Source organism: Pseudomonas bananamidigenes (assembly GCF_001679645.1).
Taxonomy (GTDB): Bacteria; Pseudomonadota; Gammaproteobacteria; order Pseudomonadales; family Pseudomonadaceae; genus Aquipseudomonas; species Aquipseudomonas bananamidigenes.
The window spans coordinates 1-20,581 of sequence record NZ_LRUN01000076.1 but is presented as its reverse complement, the minus strand read 5'-3'; the positions used below and the strand labels follow the sequence as shown (position 1 = coordinate 20,581).

General features: G+C 59.3%; 20 protein-coding genes and 1 pseudogene. 15 read left to right on the top strand and 6 right to left on the bottom strand.

Features of this window, described 5'->3' with window-relative positions; genetic code table 11:
- Positions 1 to 30: 30 nt before the first annotated feature.
- Positions 31 to 1,587 carry a nitric oxide reductase transcriptional regulator NorR gene (gene norR, locus BBF94_RS23485; RefSeq protein ID WP_065261346.1) on the bottom strand — a complete coding sequence of 519 codons (1,557 nt, stop codon included), beginning with the start codon at positions 1,585 to 1,587 and terminating at the stop codon, positions 31 to 33.
- A 163-nt stretch (positions 1,588 to 1,750) separates the two neighbouring features.
- On the opposite strand from norR, the gene hmpA reads away from it, so the two are divergent.
- The 11 genes from hmpA to BBF94_RS23430 all read left to right on the top strand — a co-directional run bounded on the left by hmpA (position 1,751) and on the right by BBF94_RS23430 (position 11,375).
- The gene (gene hmpA / locus BBF94_RS23480; protein WP_065261345.1) at positions 1,751 to 2,932 is read left to right on the top strand and encodes an NO-inducible flavohemoprotein; all 1,182 of its coding nucleotides are present in this window, start codon (positions 1,751 to 1,753) and stop codon (positions 2,930 to 2,932) included.
- Positions 2,933 to 3,146: 214 nt separating this feature from the next.
- Complete coding sequence (locus tag BBF94_RS23475; RefSeq protein ID WP_065261344.1) at positions 3,147 to 3,707, top strand: ester cyclase; 561 nt, start codon at positions 3,147 to 3,149, stop codon at positions 3,705 to 3,707.
- Between the two features lie 25 nt (positions 3,708 to 3,732).
- A complete protein-coding gene (locus tag BBF94_RS23470; RefSeq protein WP_065261343.1) occupies positions 3,733 to 4,242 on the top strand; it encodes a disulfide bond formation protein B in 510 nt (169 codons plus the stop codon).
- A gap of 822 nt (positions 4,243 to 5,064) precedes the next feature.
- Entirely contained in the window at positions 5,065 to 6,006 is a 942-nt protein-coding gene (gene cyoA / locus BBF94_RS23465) for a ubiquinol oxidase subunit II (RefSeq protein WP_065261342.1), read from the top strand.
- Positions 6,007 to 6,009: 3 nt separating this feature from the next.
- Positions 6,010 to 8,040: a cytochrome o ubiquinol oxidase subunit I gene (gene cyoB / locus BBF94_RS23460; protein ID WP_065261341.1), complete on the top strand. Its 2,031-nt coding sequence runs from the start codon at positions 6,010 to 6,012 to the stop codon at positions 8,038 to 8,040.
- Between the two features lie 3 nt (positions 8,041 to 8,043).
- Positions 8,044 to 8,670, top strand: coding sequence for a cytochrome o ubiquinol oxidase subunit III (locus BBF94_RS23455; protein ID WP_065261340.1), 627 nt, complete (start codon positions 8,044 to 8,046; stop codon positions 8,668 to 8,670).
- Positions 8,670 to 9,005: a cytochrome o ubiquinol oxidase subunit IV gene (gene cyoD / locus BBF94_RS23450; RefSeq protein WP_065261339.1), complete on the top strand. Its 336-nt coding sequence runs from the start codon at positions 8,670 to 8,672 to the stop codon at positions 9,003 to 9,005. The genes BBF94_RS23455 and cyoD overlap by 1 nt, the downstream gene beginning before the upstream one ends.
- A gap of 10 nt (positions 9,006 to 9,015) precedes the next feature.
- Complete coding sequence (gene cyoE, locus BBF94_RS23445) at positions 9,016 to 9,903, top strand: heme o synthase (protein WP_039765651.1); 888 nt, start codon at positions 9,016 to 9,018, stop codon at positions 9,901 to 9,903.
- A gap of 125 nt (positions 9,904 to 10,028) precedes the next feature.
- Positions 10,029 to 10,373, top strand: coding sequence for a toxin (locus tag BBF94_RS23440; RefSeq protein WP_065261338.1), 345 nt, complete (start codon positions 10,029 to 10,031; stop codon positions 10,371 to 10,373).
- The gene (locus BBF94_RS23435) at positions 10,370 to 10,684 is read left to right on the top strand and encodes a helix-turn-helix domain-containing protein (RefSeq protein WP_065261337.1); all 315 of its coding nucleotides are present in this window, start codon (positions 10,370 to 10,372) and stop codon (positions 10,682 to 10,684) included. The genes BBF94_RS23440 and BBF94_RS23435 overlap by 4 nt, the downstream gene beginning before the upstream one ends.
- A gap of 199 nt (positions 10,685 to 10,883) precedes the next feature.
- A complete protein-coding gene (locus BBF94_RS23430; protein WP_065261336.1) occupies positions 10,884 to 11,375 on the top strand; it encodes a RidA family protein in 492 nt (163 codons plus the stop codon).
- 69 nt (positions 11,376 to 11,444) lie between these two features.
- On the opposite strand, the gene BBF94_RS23425 is transcribed toward BBF94_RS23430, so the two are convergent.
- From BBF94_RS23425 to BBF94_RS23415, 3 genes are all read right to left on the bottom strand, one after another.
- Positions 11,445 to 12,149 (bottom strand): hypothetical protein, encoded by a 705-nt coding sequence (locus tag BBF94_RS23425; protein WP_065261335.1) that lies wholly within the window; start codon positions 12,147 to 12,149, stop codon positions 11,445 to 11,447.
- A gap of 115 nt (positions 12,150 to 12,264) precedes the next feature.
- Positions 12,265 to 13,785, bottom strand: a complete 1,521-nt coding sequence (locus BBF94_RS23420) for a sensor histidine kinase (protein WP_065261334.1) — start codon at positions 13,783 to 13,785, stop codon at positions 12,265 to 12,267.
- Positions 13,782 to 14,498 carry a response regulator transcription factor gene (locus BBF94_RS23415; protein ID WP_065261333.1) on the bottom strand — a complete coding sequence of 239 codons (717 nt, stop codon included), beginning with the start codon at positions 14,496 to 14,498 and terminating at the stop codon, positions 13,782 to 13,784. The genes BBF94_RS23420 and BBF94_RS23415 overlap by 4 nt, the downstream gene beginning before the upstream one ends.
- A gap of 151 nt (positions 14,499 to 14,649) precedes the next feature.
- Here BBF94_RS23415 and msrB point away from each other — a divergent pair, with 151 nt between their 5' ends.
- Genes msrB through msrA form a run of 3 tightly spaced genes read left to right on the top strand, consistent with a single transcriptional unit; the run spans position 14,650 to position 17,740 of the window.
- Positions 14,650 to 15,168, top strand: a complete 519-nt coding sequence (msrB, locus tag BBF94_RS23410; RefSeq protein WP_065261332.1) for a peptide-methionine (R)-S-oxide reductase MsrB — start codon at positions 14,650 to 14,652, stop codon at positions 15,166 to 15,168.
- Positions 15,169 to 15,211: 43 nt separating this feature from the next.
- The gene (locus BBF94_RS23405) at positions 15,212 to 17,020 is read left to right on the top strand and encodes a cytochrome c biogenesis protein DipZ (RefSeq protein WP_065261331.1); all 1,809 of its coding nucleotides are present in this window, start codon (positions 15,212 to 15,214) and stop codon (positions 17,018 to 17,020) included.
- A 15-nt stretch (positions 17,021 to 17,035) separates the two neighbouring features.
- Entirely contained in the window at positions 17,036 to 17,740 is a 705-nt protein-coding gene (gene msrA, locus BBF94_RS23400) for a peptide-methionine (S)-S-oxide reductase MsrA (RefSeq protein WP_065261330.1), read from the top strand.
- An 18-nt stretch (positions 17,741 to 17,758) separates the two neighbouring features.
- Here msrA and BBF94_RS23395 read toward each other — a convergent pair whose 3' ends face one another.
- Both BBF94_RS23395 and BBF94_RS23390 read right to left on the bottom strand, forming a co-directional pair.
- Positions 17,759 to 18,274: a hypothetical protein gene (locus tag BBF94_RS23395; RefSeq protein ID WP_065261329.1), complete on the bottom strand. Its 516-nt coding sequence runs from the start codon at positions 18,272 to 18,274 to the stop codon at positions 17,759 to 17,761.
- A gap of 84 nt (positions 18,275 to 18,358) precedes the next feature.
- Positions 18,359 to 19,263, bottom strand: a pseudogene (locus tag BBF94_RS23390) (LysR family transcriptional regulator).
- Positions 19,264 to 19,365: 102 nt separating this feature from the next.
- Here BBF94_RS23390 and BBF94_RS23385 point away from each other — a divergent pair.
- Positions 19,366 to 20,538 (top strand): aspartate aminotransferase family protein, encoded by a 1,173-nt coding sequence (locus BBF94_RS23385; RefSeq protein WP_065261328.1) that lies wholly within the window; start codon positions 19,366 to 19,368, stop codon positions 20,536 to 20,538.
- The last annotated feature ends 43 nt before the right edge of the window (positions 20,539 to 20,581 follow it).

Below are 20,581 nucleotides of genomic sequence, written 5' to 3'. Positions count from 1 at the left end.
CGGGCTTTAGGTTAGTTGTCGGATGTGCTTTTAGCCCTTCATCCCCAACCGCTTCGCCAGCCGCCCCAGATTCGCACGATCCAACCCCAGTTCGCGGGCGGCGCTGGCCCAGTTGTCCTGAGTGCGCTCGAGTGCGGCACTGATCAACTGCCGCTGATATTGCTCGGTGGCGCTACGCAGATCCCCGGAAATCTGAGGAAGTGAAGTGACGGCGCTGGCGGGCTGCGGCGAGTTATCCACAACCTCCCGTGGCAGATCGAGATCCATCGCGCCCAGGCTGAGAATCTTCGGTCGTACCTTGCAGTTGCCCAGCGCTTTCAGTGCACTGCGCCCGATCAGGTGTTCCAGTTCCCGCACGTTGCCAGGCCAGGTGTAGGCCAGCAGCGCTTCCTGGGCGTCGCTGTTCAGGCGCAGGCTGTTGAGGCCCATGCGCGAACGGTTCTGTTCGAGGAAAAAGCCGCTGAGCAGCAACACATCGCGACCCCGCTCACGCAGCGCCGGCACCCGCAACGGGTACACGCTCAGGCGATGGTAGAAGTCGGCGCGGTAGCGACCGCTGCGCACCTCTTCGGCGAGGTCGCGGTTGGTTGCGGCGATCAGGCGCACGTCGACCTGATGTTCCTTGTCCGATCCCAGGCGTTGTAACTGGCCGCTCTGCAATACGCGCAACAGCTTGGCCTGGACGGTCAGCGACAACTCGCCGACCTCGTCAAGAAACAGCGTACCGCCATTGGCCAGTTCGAACTTGCCGCGCCGGTCGCTGGTGGCGCCGGTGAAGGCGCCGCGCACGTGGCCGAACAGTTCGCTTTCCACCAACGTGTCCGGCAGGGCCGCGCAATTGAGGCTGATGATCGGTTTGTCGGCACGCGGGGAGGCGGCGTGGATCGCTTGGGCCACCAGCTCCTTGCCGACCCCGGTTTCCCCGGTGATCAACACCGTCAGGTCGCTGCCGCCCACCAGATTGATTTCTTCCACCAGTCGTTTGTGGGCCTTGCTCTGGCCGATCATTTCGCGGTTCTGCTGGCCGCTGGCCTGGCGATAGACCTCGGCACGCTGGTGTTCGTCTTCGGCGCGGATCGCCAGGCGTTCGATGCGTTCGGCGGCATTGACGGTGGCCGAAGCGAGACTGGCGAAGGCTTGCAGGGCGTCGAGTTCAATGGGCTCGAAGCGCTCGGGATCGAGGGCGTCGAGGGTGATCAGGCCCCAGAGCTTTTCATCGACGAACAGTGGGCAGCCGAGGCAATCGTGGACTTCGAGGTGATCATCGAGGCCGTCGACCAGTCCGTCATACGGGTCGGGCAATTCGCTGTCGGCGGCGAAGCGGGTCGGCCCTTCGCCGGCCAGCAGCACTTCAAAGCGCGGATGTTCGCTGACCTTGAAGCGCCGGCCGAGAGTGTCGGTGCTCAAACCGTCCACCGCCAGCGGCACCAGCCATTCACCGTCGAGGCGCAGCAGGGCTGCGGCATCGCACGGCAGCAGGGCGCGCATGGCTTCAAGCAGGCGCCGGTAGCGCTCACCTTCGGGCAATTCGCGGGAAAGGTCGGAAACCAGCGGGAGCAGAGCGGTCAGCAAAGATTTGGCGGACATGGGCTTGTAGTCAAAGAGACACGTTGTAGTCGAAGCGACTATAGAGGCACTTGTGTCAATCTGACTACATAAATTTCAACATATTGATTTATATGGAAAATTTAATTGGCACGATAACTGAAACGGTTAAGGAACTTTTAGAGAAAGCTCAGGAGTCACCCTTATGCTTAGCGTTCAGGATCGTGCCATCGTCAAATCCACAGTGCCGCTGCTGGAAAGCGGCGGTGAAGCGCTGATCACCCACTTCTATCGCATGATGCTCTCCGAATACCCGGAAGTCCGCCCGCTGTTCAACCAGGCGCACCAGGCCAGTGGCGACCAGCCTCGCGCCCTGGCCAACGGTGTGTTGATGTACGCCCGCCATATCGACCAGCTCGACCAGTTGGGCGATCTGGTGGCGAAAATCATCAACAAGCATGTGGCGCTGCAGATTCTGCCGGAGCACTACCCGATCGTCGGTACGTGCCTGCTGCGCGCCATCTCCGAAGTGCTGGGCGATGAAATTGCCACGCCGGAAGTGATGAGTGCGTGGGGCGCGGCCTACGGTCAGTTGGCCGAGATCCTGATCGGCGCCGAAACCGCCATCTATGATCAGAAAGAACAGGCCGTCGGCGGCTGGCGCGGGGCGCGGGAGTTCATCGTCGCGGCCAGGGTCGAGGAGAGTGCGGAAATCATTTCGTTCTACTTCGAGCCGGCGGACAAGGGGGCGATCCTTGCGGCCGAGCCGGGTCAGTACATCGGCATGAAGCTGGTGCTCGATGGCGAAGAAATCCGCCGTAACTACTCGCTGTCCGCCCTGACCAATAAAGGCCAGTACCGCATCAGTGTGAAGCGTGAACCGGGTGGTCGCGCCTCCAATTATCTGCACGATCAATTGCACGTCGGCGCTCGCATTCAGCTGTTCCCGCCATCAGGTGAGTTCACTCTGACGGCGAGCGACAAACCGCTGGTGCTGATCAGCGGTGGCGTGGGCATCACCCCGACCCTGGCGATGCTGGAAGCGGCGCTGGAAACCGAGCGTCCGGTGCATTTCATTCATTGCGCGCGCAATGGCAGCGTGCATGCGTTCCGTGACTGGGTCGACGGTCTGGCCGAGCGTCATCCGCAGCTCAAGCGCTTCTATTGCTACGCCGAAGATGACGGCGTGAGCCCGGCGGCCGACAAGGTCGGGCTGTTGAGCCAGGAACAATTGGGTGAATGGCTGCCGGAACAGCGTGATGTGGACGCCTACTTCCTCGGGCCGAAAGGCTTCATGGGCGCGATCAAGCGTCATTTGAAGGCGCTGGGTGTACCGGAGAAGCAGAGCCGGTATGAGTTCTTCGGGCCGGCGGCGGCTCTGGAATAATTCGGAACCGAGTCGCCTTCATTCGCGAGCAGGCTCGCTCCCACAGATTTTGTGTACGACATCGATTCTGGTGGGAGCCTGCTCGCGATTGGCCGTTATACGGTCCTGATTCTTAAATTCTGTTTAAAGGTTAATCGTTTCTTAACCGGTTTATCGTTTATTCCCTGATGCTGATGATAGGCGCTCGTTCGTTTACATGATCAGGATCGCCCCCATGTCGCACTTCGCTTCCTCCCGTCGTATCAGCCTGGCCGCTTTGGGCCTGTCGTTTGCCTTGCTGTCCAGTCCGTTTGTCTTTGCCGAGTCCATGTTGATCCAGCCGCAGAGCCTGATCGTCGATCAGAGCCTGCCCAAGGCTCAGCGTGATGCAATGGAGCTGGCGGCGCGGCGTTACGGCAGTTTCTGGAACACGGGCGAAGAGGCGTTGGCCACTGCAGCCCTGTCGCCGCAGTTTGTCGACAAGACCCCGCCGGAAGGTCGGGTGCAAGGGCCGACGGGACCATTGCTGGCGTCGAAGTTCTTTCGCACGGCGGTGCCGGACCTGAGCTGCGAGATCGAGCAAATGATCGTCGCCGGTGATCGCGTGGTCGTGCACCTGCACTTTCGCGGGCACTTCACCGGTACGTTCAAGGCTCTCAAAGGGCAGGGCCAGCGTGTAGACTTCCGGGCAACCGATATCTATCAGATCGACAACGGCCGCATCACGGCCAATTGGCATATCGAAGACAACATCAGCCTGATGGCGCAACTGCAAGCGCAGGCGCCTGCCAGCTGAACCATGGACTAGAAAGGGAAACGCGATGAGCGAGGAAACGATTCGATTGGGACGTGAGCGACGCTATCTGGTGTTGCTGGGCGTCATCTGCCTGGCGCTGATCGGGGGCGCGCTGTACATGCAGGTCGTGCTGGGCGAAGCACCATGCCCGCTGTGCATCCTGCAGCGTTATGCCTTGCTGCTGATCGCACTGTTCGCGTTCATCGGTGCGGCCATGCGCACCCGCCGCAGCATCACTGTGTTCGAGGTGCTGGTGGTGATTTGTGCGATTGCCGGCGCCGGCGTTGCCGGGCATCACGTGTACACCCAGTTCTACCCGGCGGTGAGTTGCGGCATCGATGTGCTGCAACCGATCGTCGATGATCTGCCACTGGCGAAGATCTTCCCGCTGGGCTTCCAGGTCGACGGTTTCTGCTCGACGCCGTACCCGCCGATCCTTGGCCTGTCGCTGGCGCAATGGGCCCTGGTGGCCTTCGTGCTGGTGGTGATCCTGGTACCTCTGCTGACCTCGCGTAACCGAAAGGCATTGCGCTGAATCAACTTTTCGGCTCCTGCGCCGATAACACAAACGCTCGTTTTGCCGTGACGCAAATCGAGGCGTTTTGCATTTCAGGGTCTTTGTGAAAACGTCGTGACGAACGGCAAGGGACGGTGCGACAGGTGTGCGACATGTTGTCACACAGGGTGTGTCGCAGTGTCTTTCGCAGGTCTTGATAGGCGTGTTGTTACAAAAAAGGATTGGTCTGTTTCAGGGTTTTTCGGTTTGCGCACGCTCGTGCCGAAACAGGCAGTTTTAACAACGGGTGGCCATTGGCCAAAGCCCTTGGGTTATCGGGGTTTAAGCGCTTCACAGTGTCAGAAAATGTCTTCGGAACTGTCTGATCCGAGCCAGGTACACCTACATTTTTTGGTGTTTTTGTTGAGAATCGATTTCGATAACATGCGGAACTTTTGCAAAAACGGTGATGGATTGTTGCTCTGAGCGATAAAAATTATTTCGGGATAAGACATGGTGTCCAGGGCGCTACCTAACTACAATCGCCCGCACTGAATTCCCGGCACTGTTCAACCTTTATAAGGAACTGAGCAGGAAGTCGGGTGTCGAGGGGCCGAAAGGCCTGCGAGACACCCAGGTGTCGGTGCCTTCCAACTTTCCGCACCAAATGGAATTGGTCTGTAACAAGGCCTTTGACCACGAATTCGAATAAGAACTGACCGCTGTCCCAGGATTTGTCGAGCGTCTGACGCGCGACGGGCGGCCCTTATTCAATCCAAAGAAAATGCCAACCCTTGGCAGGGTGAAGTGTTGGCGATCAAAACCCAACTGCATTGCGCAAGCTGCTTTAGAGGTCGTGAGATGAGTAAAAACAGGTACCCCAGATTACTAGGCCTAGTGCCGCTGCTCGGCACGTTGTTGCTGGGAGGCTGCAACATGACCTTGCTCAATCCAACGGGCCAGGTTGGCCTGGAACAGCGCAACCTGATCATCACCGCCACGCTGCTGATGCTGTTGGTCGTTGTGCCGGTCATCGTCATGACCTTCCTGTTCGCCTGGAAGTACCGCGCCTCCAACAAGAACGCCGTCTACACCCCGAAATGGTCGCACTCGACCAAGATCGAAGTGGCCGTCTGGACCATTCCGGTCCTGATCATCATTGCCCTGGGTTACATCACCTACAAGTCGACCCACTCGCTGGATCCGTATCGTCCGATCGAATCCGACGTCAAGCCTGTGACCATCGAAGTGGTCGCGCTGGACTGGAAGTGGCTGTTCATCTACCCGGAACAAGGCATCGCCACGGTCAACAAGATCGTGTTCCCGGCGCACACGCCAGTCAACTTCCGGATCACTTCGGACGCGGTGATGAACTCGTTCTTCATCCCGGGTCTGGGCGGCCAGATCTACGCGATGGCGGGCATGACCACCAAGCTGCATCTGATCGCTGACCGCAACGCTGAAATGGACGGTATCTCCGCCAACTACAGCGGCGCTGGTTTCACCGGTATGAAATTCAAAGCGATCGCAACTTCTCAGGAAGATTTCGACGCCTGGGTAAGTGAAGTCAAAAAGGCACCTAAACAGCTTGAACAAGCTGAATACGCAGCCCTTGCCAAGCCAAGCCAGAACAATCCAGTCGAGCTCTACTCCTCGGTCACGCCGAACCTGTTCCAGACCATCGTCGACAAGTACGAAGGCATGAAACCGGGCAAGCCGCTGAAGCACGAGAAGAAAGAGAAAGAAGTGGCGGCAACGGATATGGACTCGAATTCGCATTCAGCTGCCGGGGCAGAGGAGTAAACGATGTTTGGTAAATTAAGTTGGGAAGCGATCCCTTTCCACGAGCCGATCGTGATGGTCACCATCTCGATGATCGCGCTCGGTGGTCTGGCGTTGTTCGCTGCAATCACCTACTTCAAGAAGTGGACTTACTTGTGGACCGAGTGGCTGACGTCGGTCGACCACAAGAAAATCGGTGTGATGTACATCATCGTTGCCATGGTCATGCTGCTGCGTGGCTTTGCCGACGCCATCATGATGCGTACCCAGCTGGCCATGGCCACCGAGGGTTCGCCTGGCTACCTGCCACCTGAACACTATGACCAGATCTTCACCGCTCACGGTGTGATCATGATCATCTTCATGGCGATGCCATTCTTCACCGGCCTGATGAACCTTGCAGTGCCGCTGCAGATCGGTGCCCGCGACGTTGCGTTCCCGTTCCTGAACTCCCTGAGCTTCTGGCTGCTGGTGTCCGGCGTCGTGCTGATCAACGTTTCCCTGGGCGTCGGCGAATTCGCCAAGACCGGCTGGGTTGCCTATCCACCGCTGTCGGGTCTGCAATACAGCCCTGGGGTGGGTGTGGACTACTACATCTGGGCGCTACAGCTATCCGGTCTCGGGACAACGTTAACGGGGGTCAACTTCCTCGCTACCGTGCTGAAAATGCGTACCCCTGGCATGAAACTGATGGACATGCCGATCTTCACCTGGACCTGCACCTGGGCAAACGTTCTGATCGTGGCTTCGTTCCCGATCCTGACCGCGACCCTGGCACTGCTGACCCTTGACCGTTACATGGATTTCCACATTTTCACCAATGAACTTGGTGGCAATCCAATGATGTACGTCAACCTGTTCTGGGCATGGGGCCACCCTGAGGTTTACATCCTGATCCTGCCGGCCTTCGGTATCTTCTCGGAAGTGGTCTCGGCCTTCACCGGCAAGAAACTGTTCGGCCACCACTCGATGATCTACGCTTCGGGCGCGATCTCGGTACTGGGCTTCATGGTTTGGCTGCACCACTTCTTCACCATGGGTTCGGGTGCCAGCGTCAACGCCTTCTTCGGTCTGGCGACGATGCTGATCTCCATCCCGACGGGTGTGAAACTGTTCAACTGGCTGTTCACCATCTACCAGGGCCGTCTGCGCTTCACCAGCCAGGTTCTGTGGACCCTGGGCTTCATGGTGACCTTCGCGATCGGCGGCATGACCGGCGTACTGCTGGCCATTCCGGGTGCCGACTTCGTTCTGCACAACAGCCTGTTCGTGATCGCGCACTTCCACAACGTGATCATCGGCGGCGCGGTATTCGGCTACATCGCAGGTTTCGGCTTCTACTTCCCGAAAGCGTTCGGCTTCAAGCTGCACGAAGGCTGGGGTAAAGCAGCGTTCTGGTTCTGGATTTCGGGCTTCTTCGTCGCGTTCATGCCGCTCTACGCTCTGGGCTTCATGGGCATGACCCGTCGTCTGAACGCCACCACCAACCCTGAGTGGGTACCGTACCTGTACGTTGCCATGTTCGGTGCGATCCTGATCGCCGTGGGCATCGCCTGCCAGCTGATCCAGCTGTACGTCTCGGTGCGTGACCGCAACAAGCCGGAAAACATGTGTGAACACGGTGACCCGTGGAACGGCCACACCCTGGAATGGTCGACCTCGTCGCCACCTCCGTTCTACAACTTCGCCGTGCTGCCAAAAGCAGACTGCATCGACCCGTTCACCGAAGCCAAGGAAAACGGTACCGCGTACCAGACTCCGGCCAAGTACGAGCCGATCCACATGCCGAACAACACCGCCACTGGCGTGGTGATGGGCGCACTGCTGACCGTGTTCGGTTTCGCGATGATCTGGCACATCTGGTGGTTGGCGATCGCCAGCCTGGCCGGCACTGTCATCTACTTCGTGATCCACGCTGCACGTGACGATCAAGGCTACATGGTGCCGGTCGACGTGATCGAACGCATCGAAGCCGAGCAGCACAAGCGTCTGGTAGCGGCCGGGAAGATCCCTGCTTCCGCGACCCGTGTTGAAACCAAGTTGGAACAGGCTTAAACAATGTCGAACTTAGTGACCAATGCTGGACACGCCCATGGCCATGACCATGGGCATGACGACCATCACCACGACTCGGGCGAGATGACCGTATACGGTTTCTGGCTCTACCTGATGACCGACTGCATTCTGTTTGCATCGATCTTTGCGGTGTACGCGGTACTGGTAAACAACGTTGCCGGTGGCCCGTCGGGCCACGACATCTTCGAACTGCCATACGTGCTGGGCGAAACCGCTCTGCTGTTGTTCAGCTCGATCACCTACGGCTTCGCCATGCTGGCGTTGTACAAGGGTAAAAAGCAGCAGGTTCTGGGCTGGCTGTTCCTGACCTTCCTGCTCGGCGCAGGCTTCATCGCCATGGAGATCAACGAGTTCCACCTGCTGATCTCCGAGGGCTTCGGTCCTAGCCGTTCGGGCTTCCTGTCGGCGTTCTTCACCCTGGTCGGTACCCACGGTCTGCACGTATCCGCAGGTCTGATCTGGATGGGCATCATGATGTACCAGGTCAACAAGCACGGCCTGACGGCGACGAACAAGACCCGTCTGAGCTGCCTGAGCCTGTTCTGGCACTTCCTGGACGTGGTGTGGATCTGCGTATTCACCGTTGTTTACCTGATGGGGACCCTGTAATGGCTAATGCACACTCCCATGACAGCCATGATGCTGGCCACGGCAGCGTAAAGTCGTACGCCATCGGCTTCATCCTGTCGGTGATCCTGACCGTCATCCCGTTCGGCCTGGTGATGTTCCCGACCCTGCCGAAGTCCACCACGCTGGCAATCGTCCTGCTGTTCGCGGTGATCCAGGTGATCGTTCACCTGTATTACTTCCTGCACCTGGACCGCTCCGTGGCTCAGCGTAACAACGTGATCGCGTTCGTCTTTACGGCCATCGTGATCCTGCTGCTGGTCGGCCTGTCGCTGTGGATCATGTTCAGCATCCATACGTTCATGATGGCGAAGTGAGGTAGACCCGATGTCGCTCAAGCACTTTATCCAAATCACCAAACCGGGGATCATTTTCGGTAACGTGCTTTCTGTGGCAGGCGGGTTCTTCCTGGCCTCGAAAGGGCATGTGGATCTGGCGGTGTTCCTGGCCGCCATGATCGGCACGTCCCTGGTCGTGGCCTCCGGTTGCGTGTTCAACAACTGCATCGACCGCGACATCGACCTGAAGATGGAGCGCACCAAAAACCGGGTGCTGGTCCAGGGCCTTATCTCCCTGAAGCTGGCCCTGGTCTATGCGACCGTCCTGGGTGTCGCCGGCGTTGCGTTGCTGTACAAGGTGGCCAACCCGTTGGCTGCCCTGTTCGCCGTGATCGGCTTCATCATCTACGTCGGCTTCTACAGCCTGTACCTCAAGCGCAAGTCGGTTCACGGCACGCTGGTGGGCAGTCTGTCGGGCGCCATGCCGCCGGTGATCGGTTACGTGGCCGTGACCAACAGCTTCGACATGGCCGCGCTGACCCTGCTGGTGATGTTCAGCCTGTGGCAGATGCCGCATTCCTACGCCATCGCGATCTTCCGCTTCAACGATTACCTGGCCGCATCGATTCCGGTGCTGCCAGTGAAGCGCGGAATCCAGGTGGCCAAGAAGCACATCCTGTTCTACATCCTGGCGTTCCTCGTGGCGACCCTGATGTTGACCTTCAGCGGCTACGCCGGCATGAGCTACCTCGCCGTCGCCGCGGCCATGGGCATGTACTGGCTGTACATGGCCTGGACCGGCTACAAGGCGGTGGATGATACGGTCTGGGCACGCAAGCTGTTCGTGTTCTCGATCTTCACCATCACCGCGTTGAGCGTCATGATGTCCCTGGACTTCAAGGTGCCGACCGAGCTGCTGCTGACGTACGCGCCGTAAGGTTCGAACGCTGTACGAGAAACCCCGTTCATCGAGAGATGAGCGGGGTTTTTTGTTGAGGATTGTTTATTCGCCGCGAAAGGTGTTTATTGTTCAGCTATAGGCAATTTGCTTATAGTTTTTGAATGAGAACAGTATTCTTTGAAACCACACTATTCACCGCAAACCTGGGTCATTACCTCACGGACGACGAATATCGTGAGCTGCAGACCTACATGCAAAGCAATCCGCATGCAGGCGATGTCATGCCACGAACAGGCGGCTTCCGAAAACTGCGTTGGGTTGATGTTCGTCGTGGCAAGGGCAGGCGAGGCGGCTTGCGAGTTATTTATTATTGGCTTATGAATGATGGCCAGTTCTGGATGTTTGCGATTTATGACAAAGATGAGCTTGAGAATTTGACCGCCGAGCAAGAGAAGGCGCTCAAGGGAGCTATAGAGAAAGAGTTGAAAACACGAGGTACCCCATGAAAAAACGCGACCTGTTTGCAGAGTTGATGCAGGGCGTTGATGAGATGGCGGCTCAACGCGAAGGAAAAATCACGTTACGTAATACGACGCTTGAGGAGAAACCAGCTCCTGAAGTCGGTGCTCAGGAAATCGTAGCGTTACGGGAAAAACTGCACATGTCACAGGCCGTTTTTGCCAGACGAATCAGGACAAGTCCAAGCACCCTAAGAAACTGGGAACAGGAGAAATCCAAGCCCAACGCTCAAGCTGCCTTGCTGATCCGTTTGGTGGAAAAATTCCCTGATATGGTCGAGCGATTGAGCGCTGTTTAGAGTCGTTTCGAAGTCTGCGTAAAGCCCTGCACGCTTAATGTCGTGCGGGGCTTTTTTGTACAAGCCACCACAGGTTGCAGTGTTTCGACAAAAGCCCTAGATTTGGATCCAACCCTGTCAGTTACGGCGCGATGCACTGCTCGGCGCCCGACTGTCGTAATCTGCAATTCTTCACGCATCGTTCAAGAGGCTGGGCGAAATGACTGAGAGGATGACCTGCGACGAACGCTTCATTGCCCTGGCAAAAGAGCTGAATTACGACATCAATGGCGAGAACACCGTGGGCGGCAATTACTCGCCGTTGGTGCGTCATCACGATGAGCTGTATATCAGCGGTATGGTGCCGCGTACGGAAGGAAAGATTCAGTATCCCGGCCGGGTCGGGCTGGAGCTGACCCTCGAGGACGCCCAGGCTGCCGCGAGCATCAGCGCCATGCGCTGCCTGGCGTTCATCGTCGATGCGATCGGTTCGCTGGACAAGGTCAGGGCGTTGTTGCGGGTCACCGTCTATGTGAAGTCGACCCCGGACTTCGTTGACCTGAGCGAAGTGGCCAACGGCGCATCGGACGTTTTCAGTCATGTATTGGGTGATGCCGGGCGGCACACGCGCACCACCGTCGGTGTCTATCAGTTGCCGAAAAACGCGGCCATTGAAGTCGACATGATTGCAGCCGTGCATCCTTCGACGTAATCCCGCAAAGCCGAACAGCAAAAAGCCCCGCCTGAGATTCAGAGCGGGGCTTTTTTGTCTGCGCCGGTTTTATTGCGCGGCGATGCTGTAACCGTCGAACGCGGTCTGCTGCTGCAGGGCGGTGATGATGTTCTTGCGGTTGATCGCGTGTTCGTTACCGCTGTTGTCGACGAAGGTTTCGCCCTCGATTTCCGCTTCTTCGCCTTCACCGACGAAAGTGAAACCGAGGAACTCCAGCGCCTCACGATCCACGCTCAGACGCGAACGCGGTGTGCGCATTGGCAGGGTCACACTGATGCCGTCCTTGCTGATGCTGAACACTTCGACGTCTTTCCTGGCGCGGGCAGCCTTGCTCTTGCCGCCGCTTGGATTGCTGATGGCCTGATGGGTCTGGTTGAGGATCTTCAGAGCCAGACCATAGACGATTTCCTGAAATGCCGGGTCGTCCTTGAAACTGGAGAGGATGCGGCTGATCGGAAACTTGCTGCTCAGGTCTTCAAGCGCCGCAATATCGGCTGCCTCGGCGTCCTTCAGGCGCTTGAGCTGGCCCATCAGCTCGTAGGCCTGGTCGTCATCGAAGCGGTCGTGAGCCTGACGGATCGCGGCACGCAGTTCGCGGATCTGCTCGCTCTCGCGGGTCGACTGGAATGCGTCGAGCACCATCTCGCTGATGATCTTCGCTTGTGGAATGTGTTGTGAAAGATTGATGGAGTTTTCGTATTCCGCTTTGGACGACAGGGTAACTACGGATTCAGCGGTGTTGAAATCGGACATTGAAATTTCACTACTTTTTAACTTGGGATAAGACGAGAAAGCATGGGGGCTTTTTCAGGCCGACTAATTTAGGGGAGAGGGGCAGTGTTGTCACGGAGCAACGGCCAGATGGGGATCATTTGCCCGGCGAATTCAGGTTCATCGAACGGATGATCCGTTGTTCGGCGTTCTGTTGATCCACCGGCAGCGAGAAGCGAAAGGTCGCCCCCCGCCCGACGACATCCAGCAAGCAGATCTCGCACCCGTGCAGTTGCAGGATCCGGTGCACGATCCGCAGTCCGAGTCCGCCATCCCGTCGCGCACCACCGATATTGAAAGGACGCAGAAACAAACCTTCACGCAACTCGGCGGCGATGCCGGGGCCGGTGTCGCTGACGGTGATTACAACCGATGCGCCCCGGGGTTTCAGGTCGAGTTCGATTTCGCCCCCTGGCGGCGTATGACGCAAGGCGTTATCGACCAGGTTGGTCAGCACCCGTTCGATCAACCCGAGGTCGGCGCAGACGGTCGGCAGGTTGGCGCTGAAACTGGCCTTGAGTCCGACGTTCCGGGCTTCGGCGCCGAGTTCGAATTTCTGGAAAATGTCCTGGACCAGATCGGTCAGGGAAAATTTCTCCAGTATCGGCTGCACAAAGCCATGTTCGAGGCGCACCAGCTCCAGCAATGACTGCGCGAGCCCGCCGACCTTGCGGCTCTGGTCCAGGGCGATCCCCAGATAACGACGGCGTTCTTCGGCAGACAGTGTGGCGTCCTTGAGCGACAGGGTTTCCAGATAACCGTGCAGCGAAGCCAGCGGCGTGCGCAAGTCATGGGAAATGTTCGCCACCAGTTCCCGGCGTTCCTGGTCCTGGCGGGTGAGTGAGCGCCATTGTTCACCGAGGCGGTTCTGCATTTGCCGGAACGCTGCGTCGAGCACGGCGATTTCATCCGGGTCGGCGGACTTGTCCACAGGTGTCGGTGCGGCTGGCAGTGATTGGGGCACGCCGTCGATATCGAACCGGCTCACGGTTTCGGTCAACCGACGCAGCGGCCGGGTGATCAGGTTGAATGCCGTCAGACCGGCAATCAGGCACAGGAACGCCGCCAGCCCGATGGACAGCAGCGCCGTATTCAGCGCTGCGCTGGTGGCCCCGCGTTCGGCGAAGCGATCGTGGGCTTCACTGAGCAACACCACGTAAAGATATCCGGCCGGCTTGCCGTTGACCTGCAACGGCGCCGCACTGAAGACCTTGCGGCCATCGGTGCTGCGCGGGTCGTCGCCGAGAATCGGCAGCGGTTGTTCGTCGAGCAGTCGCCGGATCGGTTGCAGATCGACGGACTGCCGGCGCAGGCGTCCTTCCGGCGCCGCGTTGCCGACGATCCGGCCTTCGGTGTCGAGCAGGTACACCTCGACACTCGGGTTGACCAGCATCAACTGGCTGAACAGCTCGCGCACCGCGCCGGGCATCAGACCGTTGCTGTCCATCAGCACCGTGTCATGGGCGATGTGTTGCGCCAGGTCACGGGACAGACCCTGCACCACCTCCAGCTCGTGCATCTGGCTGGAGCGCACCTGCAACCATGCCGACGTGCCGCAGCACGCCAACAGCAACACGGCGAACACCAGGGACAGGCGATGCGTCAGGGTCAGTTTCATGGTTGTTCCGTACTCATGCCGAATTTATAGCCACGGCCCCACACCGTGAGGATGCGCACGGGCTGGGCCGGATCGGCCTCGATCTTCGCCCGCAGACGATTGATGTGGGTGTTGACCGTGTGTTCGTAACCTTCGTGGCTGTAGCCCCAGACCGCGTTGAGCAGGTCCATGCGCGAGAACACCTTGCCCGGCTGACGGGCGAAGAAATGCAGCAGGTCGAATTCCCGTGGCGTGAGATCCAGACGCTGGCCGTCGAGGGTGACCTCACGGGTGACAGGGTCGATGGTCAGGCCATCGAGACTCAGGCTGCCGGCGTCCATCTTCAGATTGCGCGCCATGGCGTCCACCCGGCGCAGCAGTGCCTTGACCCGGGCGACCAGTTCCAGCATCGAAAACGGCTTGGCCAGATAGTCGTCGGCGCCCAGCTCCAGGCCAAGGATGCGGTGCAGTTCGCTGGAGCGGGCGCTGGTGATGATGATCGGTGTGTAGCGGGCCATGGCCCGGGCACGGCGGCAGATTTCCAGGCCGTCCACCCCGGGCAGCATCAGGTCGAGGATGAGCGCATCCCAGTGTCCCTGTTGCAGCAGGCGCATGCCTTCATCGCCGTCGGCGCTGTGGACCACCTCGAATTGCTCGTCCCGCAGGTGCAGGCAAATGAGGTCGGCGATGTGCAGGTCGTCCTCGACCACCAGGACGCGTTTGGTCTGTTCCATGAAGCTCAATCCTTCGGCGCAATGTGCGCATTGTGCGGGTTTTCCTCGGGGCGAGTTATCACGAATTGTTTAACTTCCCGTGAGGATTTGGCGATCAACCCAAGCCTAGGCTGTGTTCCACGACAGGTATCTGGAATTTCGGGAGACGGCCATGTTTTCACGGCGACAGATTCTGGCAACGGGCGGCGGGCTGGGGCTTGCAGCACTGCTGGCCGGTGTATTGCCAAAGTTATCCACGGGTTCGGCGCTGGTCGCGGAGGCCTATGCAGACGAAGCTTTTGAAGTGACTCATAGCGACAGTGAATGGCACGCATTGCTCACTGACGAGCAATTCGACGTGCTGCGCAATGAGGGCACCGAGCGCGGCTACAGCAGCCCGCTCAACAATGAACATCGGGCCGGCACGTTTGCCTGCGCCGGGTGCGAACTGGCGCTGTTTTCGTCGGACACCAAGTTCGACAGCCGTACTGGCTGGCCGAGCTTCTGGGCGCCGCTGGAGCACGCCGTGGCCACGCGCCAGGACCGGTCCTTCGGCATGACCCGAGAGGAAGTCCACTGCCGGCGTTGCGGTGGTCACCTCGGCCATGTGTTCGACGACGGGCCCAAGCCCACCGGTCTGCGCTACTGCATGAACGGCCTGGCCATGACCTTCAAACCCGTGGCGGTTTGAGTCGTGGCCCGCCTGCAATCTTCTCTCACTACAGGACGACACCATGTGGCTCTTGGTTCTCGCTTATCTCGGCGGTGTGCTGACGATCGTCAGCCCGTGCATCCTGCCGGTTCTGCCTTTTGTCTTCGCTCGCACCGGGCAGCCGTTTATCAAGAGTGGCTTGCCGCTGTTGGCCGGGATGGCACTGACCTTCGCCCTCGTCGCGACACTGGCGGCGGTGGGCGGCGGTTGGGTGGTGCAAGTCAATCAGTACGGTCGCTGGCTCGCGTTGCTGTTCGTTGCACTGTTCGGGCTGACCTTGCTGCTGCCGCATCTGGCCGAGCGCCTGACCCGGCCGCTGGTGTCCGCCGGCAGTCGTCTGTCGGAGGTCGCGGGGCAGGACAACCGTCCACGTCCCGGCGCTTCGTTTCTGATCGGTGTCGCCACCGGGCTGCTGTGGGCGCCCTGCGCCGGGCCCATCCTCGGCCTGATTCTGACCGGTGCCGCGCTGCAAGGGGCAAGCATCGCCACCACGCTGTTGTTGCTCGCCTACGCGGCGGGCGCGGCTACGTCGCTGGCGGCGGCGCTGCTGCTGGGCGGTAAGGTTTTCGCGCTGATGAAGCGTTCGATTGGCACCGGCGAATGGATCCGTCGCGGGCTCGGTGCGGCGATGCTGGCTGGCGTGGCCGCCATTGCGCTGGGTCTCGATACCGGGATTCTGGCGCGGGTTTCGACGGCCTCTACCGGAGGGCTGGAGCAGGCATTGGTCGGCAGGCTTTCGGGGAAATCTCCTCAGGGCAACGGCACGATGATGGCGCAGATTCCCGCAGCGGATGACGCGGCGAACGGCAGCATGATGGCGGCTGGTGGCGCGATGAAAATGTCTGCGAAGGCACCGGGCTCGTTGCCGGTCGAAGGCCAGTTGCCGCCGCTCGATGGCGCGGTGCAGTGGCTCAATTCCGCGCCGCTTGATGCTCAGGCATTGAAGGGCAAGGTGGTGCTGGTGGATTTCTGGACCTACTCCTGCATCAACTGCCTGCGCACCCTGCCTTACGTCAAGGCCTGGGCCGAGAAGTACAAGGATCAGGGCCTGGTGGTGATCGGGGTGCATGCACCGGAATTTGCCTTCGAGCGTGATGTAGGCAATGTCACCAAAGCCATGAAGGAACTGGGCATCAACTACCCGGTGGCCATCGATAACGACTACAGGATCTGGCGCGCTTTCAGCAATGAATACTGGCCGGCACATTACTTTGCCGACGCCCAGGGGCGTATTCGTTACCACCACTTTGGTGAAGGGGACTACGCCGAATCGGAACGGGTCATCCAGCGATTGTTGCGTGAGGCCGGTGCAAAAACAGTTGCCGACGGTTTGATCAATGCCGATGCCCAAGGCGTGCAGCTTGCTCCGGACATGAGTCAGGTGCTGTCGCCGGAAACCTACGTCGGCTACCAGCGTGCAGAACATTTCGTACCGGAAACCAGCCTTGTGCCTGACAAGGTGGCGGCGTACACGACGCCGACCAGCCTGGCCCTGAATGACTGGAGCCTGGGCGGGCAATGGGCAGTCGGTGCCGAGCGCGCCACAGCCAGCGGGCCGGCCAGCCGCATCGTTTATCGCTTCCATGCCCGTGATTTGCACCTGGTGCTGGGACCGGGAACGGACGGTAAACCGGTGCGCTTCAAAGTGACCATCGATGGTCAGGCGCCGGGCGATGCCCACGGAGTCGACGTGGCGCCGGACGGCAGTGGTCGGGTCACCGAGCAACGCTTGTATCAATTGGTGCGGCAAACCGATGGGGTGAGGGACCGAACCTTCAGCATCGAGTTTCTCGACCCGGGCGTGTCGGCCTACGCCTTTACCTTCGGCTGATCAGGAGTCCACAGCATGAACACTCAAACTATCTGGCGTCGCGTGCTTTTGGGTGCTGCAGCAGCCGGGGTCGTAGCGCAATGCTCGGCGTTTTCCTTCGGTGCGGAAGAGGGGGTAGTCATCCCGCCGCCGGCGCTTGATGAAAACACCCAGGCGCACAGCGAAACGGCGGTGTTCGCCGGCGGCTGTTTCTGGGGCGTGCAGGGGGTTTTCCAGCATGTCAAAGGTGTGCAGAAAGCCGTTTCCGGTTACGCCGGCGGCGCAGCGAATACGGCGGAATATGAACGGGTCAGCGAGGGTGATACGGGGCACGCCGAGTCGGTGCAGGTCACCTTCGATCCGACACAGGTCAGCTACGGCAGCCTGTTGCAGATCTACTTCTCGGTGGCCCACAACCCGACCGAGCTTAACCGTCAGGGCCCGGACAGCGGCACCCAATATCGCTCGGCGCTGTTTCCGGTCAATGCCGATCAGCAACGCGTGGCTCAGGCCTACATCGCACAGCTCGATGCGGCGCATGCCTATAGCAAACCCATCGTGACCCGACTGGAAACCTTCAACGGCTTCTATCCGGCGGAGGACTATCATCAGGACTTCCTCACCGAGCATCCGACCTATCCGTACATCGTGATCAATGATCTGCCGAAAGTGGCGCAGTTGAAGCAACTGTTCGCCGAACGTTATCAGGACAAACCGGTACTGGTGAAAAGCGGGTCGTGATCACCGGTTGTGCGATGGTTATTGTGCGGTCACTGGCGACTGTCGGGCGGCGAGGGCTCGCAGCGTCCAGTAGAACTTCAGCGAACGGGTGCCGATCAGGCCGCACATGAAACCCGACACCGTGGACTTGAGCAGCTGCATGTCCGCCGAGGCGTAAAGCTCCGGATGGATGTTCTTTTGATATTCGAAGTAAAAGTTCGTGAAAAAAAACATCAGAAACATGATCAGGATCTTGACGGTGCCCGGCATGATCAGCGCTGTCGCGGAGTCGTCAAGTACCACGCCCTTGCGGGAAAAAACCAGCCAGGCCGAGAGGCTGCCCAGCAGCAGCGCGCCCGTCCAACTGCAAAAGAACAGGGTCGGATTGGTCGTCAAGTTCAGGGAGTAGAACGACCACGCCAGAAACGCCGGTGGTGTTATGAGCATCGAAAGACGGCTCTCACGGGTGGGAGAAAAGGCCTTGATACCGAAATAAACCACCAACAGAAAAATCACATAGGCCCGTATCGGGGTGTTTTGCAAAACTGTGAGCATTTCGCAGCATCCATGCTGAAAAGAGGAAGAGAGATAATAGCCGGGGACACGGTAACCATCGGTTATTTGTTGTGCCGGAGCAGGTCAGCTTTTCCCCCACGTCCTCATCGCAAACTCAACGAAGCGCCGAAGCTTCGGCAACCGATAACGATCCTGCGCATACAGCAAGTGCAAAGGACGACTCGGAGGCTGGTAATCGGGCATTACCGTGACCAGTCTGCCGTCGCGCAAATCCTGCTCCACCAGCGCATCCGGCAGCATCACGATGCCCATGCCGGTGCGGGCCGCCTGATGCAAACCGGCTGAGGTATTCATCAGCATCGGCCCGCTGACATCGACCATGATTTCTCCGTCCGGGCCGCTCAGGCGCCAGCGCTTTTCCACTGATTGCCAGTCATCACCGGCAGGATAGGCAAACGAAAGGCAATCGTGTTGTCGCAGGTCTTCAGGCGTCAGGGGCATGCCGCGTCGGGCCACGTAATCCGGAGACGCGCACACGGTCAGGGTGTAGTCGATCAGGGGGCGGGCAATCAGGTTCGATGGCTCGAAATGGCCGAGTCGAAACGCGACGTCGAGACCGCTTTCCAACAGATCCGGGCGACTGTTGGTCAGTACGACATCCATACGCACCTGCGGATATTGCAGGGAAAACTCGCTGAGCGCAGGGGCCAGGCGTTCGACACCGAAGGTCAGCGGCGCGGTGATCCGCAACAAACCACGCGGCTCATCCAGGGTTTGCTCGGCGAGCCGTTCGGAGTCTTGAACCAGGCCCAGTACTTCCAGGCAACGCTGGTAGTAAACCGTGCCGAATTCGGTCAGCCGCTGACGGCGGGTGGTACGTTGCAGCAGTTGCACGCCGAGGCGCTGTTCCAGTGCGCGAAGGTGATTGCCGACCATGGTCGTGGACATTTCGCACTGCAGGCGGCCGCGGTCATGCTGCCGGTTTCCACGACTTTGACGTAGACGCTCATTGACTGGAACAAATCCATTATCAAGCCCTGCTTCCAAATGATTGAAGTTTTGCCGAGTTTATCCAGCTCTGGTGGCTAACCATACTGCAAACACACCGACCTTCACTGGAGTTTGAAGTCATGACCGCCGCCCTGATGAACACGTACCAACCGCTGGCCCTGAGTTTTACCAAAGGCCTTGGCACCCGTTTGTGGGATCAGGCCGGTCGTGAATACCTCGATGCCGTCGCGGGTGTGGCGGTGACCAATGTCGGCCACTCACATCCGCGGATTGTTTCAGCGATCAGCGAGCAGGCGGGATTGCTGTTGCACACCTCCAACCTCTACAGCATCGACTGGCAGCAGCAGTTGGCGCTGAAATTGACTCAGCTGTCGGGGATGGAGAGAGCGTTCTTCAACAACTCCGGTGCCGAGGCCAACGAAACCGCGCTGAAACTGGCGCGTCTGCATGGCTGGCGCAAGGGGATCGAGCAGCCGTTGGTGGTGGTCATGGCCAATGCGTTTCATGGCCGCACTCTCGGCACGTTATCGGCCAGCGATGGCCCGGCGGTGCGTCTGGGATTCAACGAATTGCCGGGGGATTTCGTCAAGGTGCCGTTTGGCGATCTTGAAGCGCTGGAGCAGTTGCAGCAGAAGCATGGCGAGCGGATCGTGGCGATTCTGGTGGAGCCGATCCAGGGTGAAAGCGGCGTGCAAATGGCGCCGCCGGGTTTCCTCAAAGCCCTGCGCGAATTCTGTAATCGCCACGCCTGGCTGCTGATGCTCGACGAGATCCAGACCGGCATCGGCCGCACCGGCCGGTGGTTTGCGTTTCAGCATGAAGGCATCGTCCCCGACGTCATGACCCTCGCCAAGGGCCTGGGTAACGGCGTACCGATCGGTGCCTGCCTGGCGCGGGGCAGAGCGGCGGAACTGTTTACGCCAGGCAGTCATGGCAGCACTTTTGGCGGCAATCCGCTGGCCTGCCGGGTGGGTTGCACCGTGCTCGACATCATCGAAGAACAGAGCCTGCTGGAGAATGCCCAGATTCAAGGCGAGCGTTTGCTCAGCCGCCTGCGGGCGGAACTGGCGGACAACCCGAATGTGCTGGCGATTCGTGGTCAGGGATTGATGATCGGCATCGAACTGAAGCAGCCGGTCCGCGACCTGACACTGATTGCCGCACGGGATCACGGGCTGCTGATCAACATCACTCGCGGCAAGACGATCCGGCTGCTGCCGCCGCTGACGATTGATGAGCGGGAGGTGGGGATGATTGTTAGAGGGGTGGCGCGGGCGCTTGGCGAAAGCTGATCGTCCAGGTCGCGTCTGAAATGGCTGCCGGTTTTTCGGCAGC

Bases quoted from the DNA above. Each gene is read 5' to 3' on its own strand.
- BBF94_RS23385 (WP_065261328.1), top strand. From the start codon at position 19,366: ATGACCGCCGCCCTGATGAACACGTACCAACCGCTGGCCCTGAGTTTT.
- BBF94_RS23455 (WP_065261340.1), top strand. From the start codon at position 8,044: ATGTCGAACTTAGTGACCAATGCTGGACACGCCCATGGCCATGACCAT.
- cyoB (WP_065261341.1), top strand. From the start codon at position 6,010: ATGTTTGGTAAATTAAGTTGGGAAGCGATCCCTTTCCACGAGCCGATC.
- BBF94_RS23395 (WP_065261329.1), bottom strand. From the start codon at position 18,274: ATGCTCACAGTTTTGCAAAACACCCCGATACGGGCCTATGTGATTTTT.
- cyoE (WP_039765651.1), top strand. From the start codon at position 9,016: ATGTCGCTCAAGCACTTTATCCAAATCACCAAACCGGGGATCATTTTC.
- msrA (WP_065261330.1), top strand. From the start codon at position 17,036: ATGAACACTCAAACTATCTGGCGTCGCGTGCTTTTGGGTGCTGCAGCA.
- BBF94_RS23425 (WP_065261335.1), bottom strand. From the start codon at position 12,149: ATGTCCGATTTCAACACCGCTGAATCCGTAGTTACCCTGTCGTCCAAA.
- BBF94_RS23470 (WP_065261343.1), top strand. From the start codon at position 3,733: ATGAGCGAGGAAACGATTCGATTGGGACGTGAGCGACGCTATCTGGTG.
- BBF94_RS23415 (WP_065261333.1), bottom strand. From the start codon at position 14,498: ATGGAACAGACCAAACGCGTCCTGGTGGTCGAGGACGACCTGCACATC.
- BBF94_RS23440 (WP_065261338.1), top strand. From the start codon at position 10,029: ATGAGAACAGTATTCTTTGAAACCACACTATTCACCGCAAACCTGGGT.
- msrB (WP_065261332.1), top strand. From the start codon at position 14,650: ATGTTTTCACGGCGACAGATTCTGGCAACGGGCGGCGGGCTGGGGCTT.
- BBF94_RS23430 (WP_065261336.1), top strand. From the start codon at position 10,884: ATGACTGAGAGGATGACCTGCGACGAACGCTTCATTGCCCTGGCAAAA.
- cyoD (WP_065261339.1), top strand. From the start codon at position 8,670: ATGGCTAATGCACACTCCCATGACAGCCATGATGCTGGCCACGGCAGC.
- cyoA (WP_065261342.1), top strand. From the start codon at position 5,065: ATGAGTAAAAACAGGTACCCCAGATTACTAGGCCTAGTGCCGCTGCTC.
- BBF94_RS23475 (WP_065261344.1), top strand. From the start codon at position 3,147: ATGTCGCACTTCGCTTCCTCCCGTCGTATCAGCCTGGCCGCTTTGGGC.
- BBF94_RS23420 (WP_065261334.1), bottom strand. From the start codon at position 13,785: ATGAAACTGACCCTGACGCATCGCCTGTCCCTGGTGTTCGCCGTGTTG.
- hmpA (WP_065261345.1), top strand. From the start codon at position 1,751: ATGCTTAGCGTTCAGGATCGTGCCATCGTCAAATCCACAGTGCCGCTG.
- BBF94_RS23405 (WP_065261331.1), top strand. From the start codon at position 15,212: ATGTGGCTCTTGGTTCTCGCTTATCTCGGCGGTGTGCTGACGATCGTC.
- BBF94_RS23435 (WP_065261337.1), top strand. From the start codon at position 10,370: ATGAAAAAACGCGACCTGTTTGCAGAGTTGATGCAGGGCGTTGATGAG.
- norR (WP_065261346.1), bottom strand. From the start codon at position 1,587: ATGTCCGCCAAATCTTTGCTGACCGCTCTGCTCCCGCTGGTTTCCGAC.